This is a genomic window from Streptomyces sp. NBC_00536 (genome assembly GCF_036346295.1).
Lineage (GTDB): Bacteria > Actinomycetota > Actinomycetes > Streptomycetales > Streptomycetaceae > Streptomyces.
In genome coordinates, this window is record NZ_CP107819.1 from 6,135,997 (window position 1) to 6,146,309 (window position 10,313).

Sequence of the window (10,313 nt, forward strand, 5' to 3'; positions counted from 1 at the left end):
TCCGATGACCGATCCGATGTCCGTATGCATTCCGCAATTCCCCAGGAGGTGACGTTCCAGTGACCAGCGCGAACGAAGAAAAGCTTCTCGAAAACCTGAAGTGGATGACCAATGAGCTGCGGCGCTCCCGCCGTCGCCTCCAGGAGGTCGAGGCGGACGCCCAGGAACCGATCGCGATCGTCGCGATGAGCTGCCGGTTCCCCAACGGGGTGGGGTCCCCGGAGGATTTGTGGCGCCTGGTGGACGAGGGCGGCGACGCCATCACCGGATTCCCCGCCGACCGCGGCTGGGACATCGAGTCGCTCGCCGACCCGGACCCCGACCGCAAGGGCACCTTTTACAACACCGGCGGCGGATTCCTCCGCGAGGCCACCGCATTCGATCCCGGATTCTTCGGCATATCGCCGCGCGAAGCGCTCGCCATGGACCCGCAGCAGCGCCAGCTCCTGGAGACCTCGTGGGAGGTGTTCGAGCGCGCGGGCATTGCCCCCTCGGCGGTACGCGGCAGCCGCACCGGCGTTTATGTCGGCGCGGGCGCGATGGGGTACGGAGCCGACCTCAAGGAAGCACCGGAAGGGCTGGAGGGACTGCTGCTGACCGGCGGCGCCACCAGCGTCCTGTCCGGCCGGGTCAGCTACGTGTTCGGACTGGAGGGCCCCGCGGCCACCGTCGACACGGCCTGCTCCTCCTCCCTCGTGGCCCTGCACCTCGCCACCCAGGCCCTGCGCCAGCGCGAGTGCTCGCTCGCACTGGTCGGCGGCGTGTGCGTGATGCCCAGCCCCGACGTGTTCGTCGAGTTCAGCCGCCAGCGCGGCCTGTCGCCCGACGGCCGCTGCAAGTCCTTCGCCGCGTCCGCCGACGGCACCGGCTGGTCCGAAGGCGTCGGCGTCCTCCTGGTGGAGCGCCTCTCCGACGCCCGCCGCAACGGCCACCCCGTCCTCGCCGTGGTCCGTGGCTCCGCGGTCAACCAGGACGGCGCCAGCAACGGCCTGACCGCCCCCAACGGGCCAGCACAGCAGCGCGTCATCCGCCAGGCCCTGGAGAACGCCCGACTTTCGGCGGCCGAAGTCGACGTAGTCGAGGCCCACGGCACGGGCACCACGCTCGGCGACCCCATCGAGGCCCAGGCACTCCTCGCGACCTACGGGCAGGACCGCCCCGAGGGCCGCCCCCTGCGCCTCGGGTCCCTCAAGTCCAACATCGGCCACACGCAGGCCGCAGCCGGTGTCGCGGGCATCATCAAGATGGTCATGGCGATGCGCCACGGTGTGCTGCCGCAGACCCTGCACGTCGACGAGCCGACCCCGAACGTCGACTGGACCGCGGGCGCCGTCTCACTGCTCACCGAGCCGATGCCCTGGCCCGAGACCGGCGCGCCCCGCCGCGCGGCCGTTTCCGCCTTCGGCGTGAGCGGCACCAACGCGCACACCATCATCGAACAGGCCCCCGAGCCGGACGCCGAGTCCGAGTCCGTGTCCGGCTCCGAGCCCGCCGCCGCTCCCGCCGTCCCGGCCACGGTCCCGGCGGTCCTGCCCTGGACGCTCTCCGGCAGGGGCACCGCGGCGCTGCGCGCCCAGGCCGCCAGCCTGCTCACCACCCACGGCCCCGACGGTTCGGCCGCACCCGAGCGCCCCCTCGACATCGGCTACTCGCTGGCCACCACCCGCGCGGCCCTTGAGCACCGTGCCGTGCTTCTCGGGCGTACGCGGGAGGACTTCGGAACCGCCCTCTCCGCGCTTGCCGAGGGCGTGGAGTCCGCAGACCTGGTGCAGGGCAGGGTGACCGAGGGCGGACTGGCGTTCCTGTTCACGGGGCAGGGGAGTCAGCGGCTGGGGATGGGCCGGGAGCTGTACGAGACGTATCCGGTGTTCGCGGACGCGCTCGATGCGGTGTGTGCGCGGCTGGAACTGTCGCTCAAGGAGGCGCTGTTCGGGGCCGACGCCGCCGTGATGGACGAGACCGCGTACACCCAGCCCGCGTTGTTCGCGGTCGAGGTGGCGTTGTTCCGGCTCGTGGAGTCGTGGGGCGTGAAGCCCGACTTTGTGGCTGGGCATTCGATCGGTGAGATCGCGGCCGCCCATGTGGTCGGGGTGCTGTCCCTGGAGGATGCGTGCACTCTGGTCGAGGCTCGTGGGCGGCTGATGCAGGCGCTGCCGGGTGGTGGCGTGATGATCGCCGTTCAGGCGTCCGAGGCTGAGGTGCTGCCGCTGCTCACCGACCGGGTGAGCATTGCCGCGGTCAATGGTCCGCAGTCGGTCGTCATTGCTGGTGATGAGGCTGACGCGGTGGCGATCGCCGAGTCGTTCACCGACCGCAAGTCCAAGCGGCTCACGGTCAGTCACGCGTTCCATTCGCCGCACATGGACGGCATGTTGGAGGACTTCCGGGCCGTGGCCGCGGGTCTGTCGTACGAGGCTCCGCGCATCCCCGTCGTCTCCAACCTCACCGGGGCCCTGGTCACGGACGAGATGGGCTCGGCCGAGTTCTGGGTCCGTCACGTCCGCGAAGCCGTCCGCTTCCTGGACGGCATCCGGACGCTGGAAGCCGCGGGCGTCACGAAGTACGTCGAACTTGGCCCTGACGGTGTGCTGTCCGCCCTGGCCCAGGACTGCGTGAGTGGTGGTGGCGGAGGCTCCGTCTTCATCCCCGTACTCCGCAAGGCCCGCCCCGAGCCGGAGACCGTCACCACCGCCCTCGCGGCGGCCCACGTCCACGGCATCCCCGTCGACTGGCAGGCGTTCTACGCCGGGACCGGCGCCCAGCGCGTCGACCTCCCCACCTACCCCTTCCAGCACGAGCGCTACTGGCTGGAGCCCGCCACCGCCGGAGCCGGTGATGTGAGCGGAGCGGGGCTAGACCCGGCCGGGCACCCGCTGCTCGGCGCGGCCGTCACCCTGGCCGGCTCGGACAGTGTGCTGTTCACCGGTCGGCTCTCGCTCCGCACGCAGCCCTGGCTCGCCGACCACACCGTGTCCGGCACCACCGTGCTGCCGGGTGCCGCATTCGTCGAACTCGCCGTGCGTGCCGGTGATCAGGCAGGTTGCGAGCGGGTCGAGGCACTGGTGCTCGATGTGCCGCTCACCCTGCCCGCCGAGGGCGCTGTGCGCGTCCAGGTACTCGTCGAGACGCCCGACGCTCAGGGCCGCCGTTCCTTCACCGTTTCCTCCCGGCCGGAGGCCGCTCCGGCCGACACCCCCTGGGAGCGCCACGCCTGGGGCGTGCTCGCACCCACCGCCCCCGCACCCTCGTTCGATCTGGCGCAGTGGCCGCCCGCCGGGGCCGAGGCCGTGGACATCACGGACCTCTACGCGTCCCACCGGCCCGAGCGCGGTGGCCTGTTCCGTGCCGTGGAGGCCGTCTGGCGCCGCGACCGTGACCTCTTCGCCGAGGTGCGTCTGCCCGAAGGCGGCCCGGACGCACAGGCCTTCGGCCTGCACCCGGCGCTGCTCGACGCCGCCGCGCACGCGGCCTTCGTACTCGACGAGCAGCGCGGAACGGGAGCCGGGCTGGGCACCTGGTCCGAGGTGACCCTGCACGCCGTGGGCGCCGGTGCCCTGCGCGTACGGATACGGCGGGACCTCGATGGCGCCGTGGGCCTGGACCTCGCGGACGACCTGGGTGCACCCGTGGCCACCGTGGGCGGGCTGACTCCGCGCCCCTTCGTGGGTGACTCCGGTGCTCTGCACGCGAGTTCAGGTGGACAGGTCGTCCAGCACGACGCGCTGTTCCAGCTCGACTGGGTGCGGCTGCCTCTCGCCGACGGCCCGTCCGCTCCCGCCGGGGAGTGGGCCGTACTCGGCGCCGCCACCGGCTACGCGGACCTGGCGGCGCTGGGCGCAGCGGTCGACGCGGGCGCTCCCGTACCGCCCTACGTCGTCGTCCCCTTGGAGCGGCAGCCGACCGGCAACGGGGCGGATGCCCTGCACGATGCCCTGCACGGGGCGCTCGCCCTGGTGCGGTCCTGGCTGGACGACCAGCGCTTCGAGACCTCGCGCCTCGTCGTCCTGACCCGAGGCGCGGTCGCCGGGCCCGGCGAAGGCGTCGAGGACCTGCCGCACGCCGCGGTGTGGGGCCTGGTGCGTTCCGCGGAGACGGAGAACCCCGGCCGCTTCGTTCTCGTAGACGTAGACGTAGACGTAGACGTAGACGCAGACGAGAACGTCGACGCCACGCTCTCCGCCGTACTCGCCTCCAGCGAGCCGGAGTTGCTGCTCCGGGACGGAGTCGTACGTGCCCCCCGGCTGAACCGGAGCCGTACCGCCTCCCACCCCCACCCCCACTCCCGCTCCGACGCCGCCGGTATCGATCCGGCCGGAACCGTCCTGATCACCGGTGGGTCCGGCACGCTCGCCGGTATCGTCGCCCGGCACCTGGCCACCGCCCACGGCGTACGGCGGCTGCTGCTGCTGAGCCGTCGGGGTGCCGACGCCCCGGGTGCCGGTGAACTCACTGCTGAGCTGGCCGCTTTGGGTGCGGAGGTGTCGTGGGCGGCGTGTGACGCGGGTGACCGGGACGCGCTGGCGGCGGTGCTGTCCGCCGTTCCCGCCGCGCATCCGCTGACCGCGGTCGTCCACACGGCCGGTGTCCTGGACGACGGGGTGATCGGTTCGCTCACCCCGGAGCGCCTCGACACGGTCCTGCGTCCCAAGGCCGATGCCGCGCTCCACCTGCACGAACTGACCCGCGACCTGCCCCTGTCCGCCTTCGTCCTCTTCTCCGCGATCGCCGGAACCCTCGGGAGTGCGGGCCAGGGCAACTACGCGGCAGCCAACGTCTTCCTGGACGCGCTGGCCCAGCACCGCCACTGCCAGGGCCTGCCGGCCACCTCGCTCGCCTGGGGCCTGTGGGCCGACGCCAGCGGGATGACCGGCGGACTCGACGCGGCCCAGCTGCGGCGCATGGAGCAGCACGGCATGGGCGCGCTCTCCGCCACCGAAGGCATGGAGCTGTTCGACGCTGCCCTCAGCGCGGACCGGCCGGCCCTCGTACCGGCCCGGCTGAACATCCCCGGCCTGCGCCATGCCGCCGGGCCGGGTCCGGTCGCCCCGGTGTTCCGGTCGCTCGTCGGCACGTCGGGCCGCCGGACCGCGCAGACCCGCGCCGACGGCGGCACCCCGCTCGCCGAGCGGCTGTCCCGCCTCACCGGTCCCGAACAGGACCGGGCGCTGCTCGATCTCGTACGGGCGCAGATCGCCTCCGCGCTCGGTCACGCCTCGGCCGAACAGGTCGACCCCGCACGCGCGTTCAAGGATCTGGGCTTCGACTCCCTGACCGCCGTCGAGCTGCGCAACCGGCTGGGCGCCGCCACCGGACTCCGTCTGCCGACCACGCTCGTCTTCGACCACCCGACGCCCGCCGCGCTCGTCCGGCAGCTGCGCAACGACCTCCTCGGCGCCCCGCAGGAGCCCGGAACCGCCGCGCCGGACCTCGCCCCGCGCGTCGGCCTCGCCGACGACCCCATCGCCATCGTGGCCATGAGCTGCCGCTACCCCGGCGGTGTCCGCACCCCCGAGGAGCTGTGGCGGCTCGTCGAGACCGGTGGCGACGCGATCGCCGGACTCCCGGGCAACCGGGGGTGGAACACCGACGCGTTGTACGCCGACGAGGACGGCCGGACCTTCGCGGGCGGCTTCCTGTACGACGCCGACTCGTTCGACGCGGACTTCTTCGGGATCTCGCCGCGCGAGGCGCTCGCCATGGACCCGCAGCAGCGTCTGCTGCTGGAGACGTCCTGGGAGGCGATCGAGCGCGCGGGCATCGACCCGTCGTCGCTGCGCGGCAGCCGGGCCGGTGTCTTCGTCGGCGCCGCCTACAGCGGCTACGACGCGCAATTGGAGCAGTCCGGCGCGGACGGCGTCCTCGGCCATGTGATGACCGGCAACGCGGGCAGTGTCATGTCCGGCCGGGTCTCCTACGCACTGGGCCTGGAGGGTCCGGCGGTCACGGTCGACACGGCGTGCTCGTCCTCGCTGGTCGCTCTGCACTGGGCGATCCAGGCCCTGCGCAACGGTGAGTGCAGCATGGCGCTCGCCGGTGGTGTGACGGTGATGTCGACCCCCGGCACCTTCAGCGAGTTCAGTCAGCAGGGCGGCCTGTCGCCCGACGGCCGGTGCAAGGCGTTCGCTGCCGCCGCGGACGGTACCGGCTGGGGCGAAGGCGTCGGCATGCTCCTGGTGGAGCGGTTGTCCGATGCCGAGCGGAACGGGCATCCGGTGCTGGCGGTGGTGCGTGGTTCGGCTGTCAATCAGGACGGTGCGAGCAATGGTCTGACCGCGCCGAACGGTCCTTCGCAGCAGCGCGTGATCCGGGCGGCGCTGGCGAGTGCGGGGCTGTCCGCCGCCGACGTGGATGCGGTGGAGGCGCACGGCACCGGTACGAAGCTGGGTGACCCGATCGAGGCGCAGGCCCTGCTGGCGACGTACGGGCAGGACCGTGCCGAGGGCCGCCCGCTGTGGCTGGGTTCCATCAAGTCCAACATCGGTCACACGCAGGCCGCGGCCGGTGTCGCGGGCATCATCAAGATGGTCATGGCGATGCGCCATGGTGTACTGCCGCGCACCCTGCACGTCGACGAGCCGACCCCGCATGTGGACTGGTCGGCGGGCGAGGTATCCCTGCTGTCGGAGTCGGCCGAGTGGCCGCTCACCGAGCGGCCGAGGCGAGCCGGAGTGTCGTCCTTCGGCATCAGCGGCACCAACGCCCACACCATCATCGAACAGGCCCCGGAGACCGGTACCGGGACCGGCTCGAAGCCCGCGGTGGAGAGCCCCGCGCGCGGCACGCTGCCGTACGTCCTCTCGGCCCGGACCGCCGACGCCCTCCGGGCCCAGGCGCGGCAGTTGCTGCCCGTGGTGGAGGCGGCCGGCCGACCCCGAGTGGCCGATCTGGCCTACTCGTTGGCCACCGGACGCGCAGGTCTCGATCACCGCGCGGCGCTCGTCGCCGACGACCCGGAGAACCTGACGCGGGTGCTCGCGGCACTGGCGGCGGGCGAGCAGGTGCCCGGTCTGGTGCGGGGCACGACCTCCGGTGGCGGGCTCGCCTTCCTGTTCACGGGGCAGGGGAGTCAGCGGCTGGGGATGGGCCGTGAGCTGTACGAGGCGTATCCCGTCTTCGCGCGGGCTCTGGACGCGGTGTGTGCGCGGTTCGAACTGCCGCTGAAGGACGTGCTGTTCGGTGCGGATGCGGATCTGCTGAACGAGACCGCCCACACCCAGCCCGCTCTCTTCGCCGTCGAGGTGGCGCTGTTCCGTCTGCTGGAGGCGTGGGGCGTGCGGCCCGACGTCCTGGCCGGGCACTCGATCGGTGAGATCGCGGCCGCCCATGTGGCCGGGGTGCTGTCCCTGGACGACGCCTGCACTCTGGTCGAGGCGCGGGGGCGGTTGATGGGCGCGCTGCCGACCGGCGGCGTGATGATCGCCGTACAGGCGTCGGAGGACGAGGTCCTGCCGCTGCTGACGGACCGGGTGAGCATCGCCGCGATCAACGGCCCGCAGGCGGTCGTGATCGCGGGTGACGAGGCGGACGCGGTGGCGATCGCCGAGTCCCTGACCGGCCGCAAGTCCAAGCGCCTCGCCGTCAGTCACGCCTTCCACTCGCCCCACATGGACGGCATGCTCGCCGACTTCCGCAAGGTCGCCGAGGGCCTCGTCTACGAGAGCCCGCGCATCCCCATCGTCTCCAATCTCACCGGCGCCCTCGTCACCGACGAAATGACTTCGGCGGACTTCTGGGTCCGCCACGTCCGGGAGCCCGTCCGCTTCCTCGACGGCATCCGCGCCCTGGAGAGCCACGGGGTCACCACCTACATCGAACTCGGCCCCGACGGCGTCCTCTCCGCCCTCGCCCAGGACTGCGTCACCGACGGGACCGCGATCTTCGCCCCCGTACTCCGGGCGGCCCGTTCCGAGCCCGAGACCGTCACCACCGCCCTCGCCACGGCCCATGTCCACGGCATCCCCGTCGACTGGCAGGCGTACTTCGCCGGGACCGGCGCCCAGCGCGTCGACCTCCCCACCTACCCCTTCCAGGGCAAGCGCCACTGGCCCGAAGCCGCCGCCCCGAGCGGTCCGGCGTCCGGACGCGCGGACCAGGAAGCCGACGCGCGCTTCTGGGACGCGGTCGAGCGGGCGGACCTGGGCTCCCTGGCCGGTGGGCCGGAGATCGACGGGGACCAGCCGCTCAGCTCCGTACTGCCCGCCCTCGCCGACTGGCGCCGCAACCAGCAGGCGCAGTCGCAGGCGGACGCCCGGCTCTACCGCATCGCGTGGCAGCCGTGGTCCGAGGCCGAACGGGGCACACCCGCAGGTACCTGGCTGGTGGCCGTGCCGGCTCCGTACGCGGACGATCCGTGGGTCCGCGCGCTGACCGACCGGATGGCCGAAGGCGGTGCGGGCGTCGTACCGTTCACGCTCGACGTCGCCGACAGCGACCCGGCGTCGCTGCGTGCCCGGCTGGACGAGCGGCTGCGCGAGGCGGTGGCGGGCGGCCCGGTGGCCGGTGTCCTGTCCCTCCTCGCGCTGGACGAGCGGCCCCACCCCGAACACCCGAGCGTGCCGGTCGGACTGGCCCTCACCTCCGCCCTCACGGAAGGCGGCATCGACGCACCGCTGTGGTGTGTCACACGCGACGCCGTCGCGGCCGCCGGGAGCGACGCACTCGGCGGCGCCGCCCAGGCGCAGGTCTGGGGCCTCGGCCGGGTCGTCGCCCTGGAGCACCCCGAGCGCTGGGGCGGTCTCGTCGACCTCCCGGCGGAGTGCGACGACCGCGTCCTGTCCCGGCTGATGGCGGTGCTCGCCGGAGCGGGCGACGAGGACCAGGTGGCGGTACGTACCTCCGGCACCCTGGTACGACGGCTGGTGCGGGCCGCCGCCCCGACGGGCGCGCGCCCCGCGGCCTGGACCCCGCGCGGCACGGTGCTCGTCACCGGCGGCACGGGCGCACTCGGCCGCCACGTGGCGCGCCACCTCGCCGAGCGGGGTGCCGAACGGCTCGTGCTCGTCAGCCGCCGGGGCGCGGATGCGCCCGGCGCGGCCGAGACCGAGGCGGAACTCTCCGCGTTCGGCGCGGCCGTGTCCCTCGTGGCCTGCGACGTATCCGACCGGGACGCGCTCGGAGCGCTCGTCGCGCGGCTCGCCGCCGATGGCACTCCGGTGCGTGCCGTGGTGCACGCCGCCGGTGTCTCGCAGCCGCCCGGCACGGGCACGGACCTCCCCGGCTTCGCCCGGGTCGTGGCCGCGAAGACGGCGGGAGCCGTCCATCTCGACGCGCTGTTCGACGCGCCGGACTCCCTCGACGCCTTCGTCCTCTTCTCCTCCATCGCCGGTGTCTGGGGCAGCGGCGGCCAAGGGGCGTACGCGGCCGCCAACACCTTCCTCGACGCGCTCGCCGAACGGCGCAGGGCCCGCGGACTCGCCGCCACGGCGATCGCCTGGGGACCCTGGGCCGACGGCGGCATGGCGAGCGAGGGCGACGCGGAGGAGCAGCTGAGCCGACGCGGTCTGCCGCCCATGGACCGGGCGACGAACCTGCTGGCGCTGGAACGTGCCGTCGCGGGCCGGGAAGCAGCGGTGACCGTCGCCGATGTCGACTGGGCGCGCTTCGCGCCCGTGTTCGCCGCGGCCCGTCCCCGCCCGCTCATCGGCGACCTGCCCGAGGTACGGGACGCACTGCGCGGGGACACCCCGGCCGGGGAAGGACCGGGGGAGACCGCTTCCCCCGCCGTACTCCGGCGGCTGACGGAACTCAGCGGGCAGGACAGGGAAGCGGCCCTCCTCGACCTCGTGCGCGAGCACGTGGCAACGGCCCTGGGTCACCCGTCCGTTGACGCGGTCGCGGCCGAACGGGCCTTCAAGGACCTCGGCTTCGACTCGCTCACCGCCGTCGAACTGCGCAACCGCCTCGGCGCCGCCTGCGGCCTGCGGCTGCCGTCCAGCCTCGTCTTCGACTACCCCACCCCGCAGGCGCTCACCCGGCACCTGCTGCACACCCTCTTCCCCGAAGGGGCGGGCGGACCGGCCGGACCGGCTCTGGACACCGACCCGCAGGAGGCGGAACTGCGCCGGACGCTGGCCGCCATCCCGCTGGGCCGGATCCGCGAGGCGGGGCTCCTGGACACGCTGCTCCGGCTCGCCGGACCCGACACCCCCGCCCCTGCCACGAGTACCGCCGACGAGGGCGAGTCCATCGACACGATGGATCTCCAGGACCTCCTCGACCTGGCGCTCGACGGCGGCGGCGATCCCGACGGCCTCGATGGCCTCGACGGCCGCGATGGCCCCAGCGGCAACGACAACGACAGCAACCGATTCTGA

The 10,313-nt window shown here is 73.2% G+C and carries 1 protein-coding gene; it reads left to right on the forward strand.

All coding sequences use genetic code 11. The features are described 5' to 3' along the window. Positions 1 to 59: 59 nt before the first annotated feature. The gene (locus tag OHS33_RS27250; protein ID WP_330333035.1) at positions 60 to 10,313 is read left to right on the forward strand and encodes a type I polyketide synthase; all 10,254 of its coding nucleotides are present in this window, start codon (positions 60 to 62) and stop codon (positions 10,311 to 10,313) included.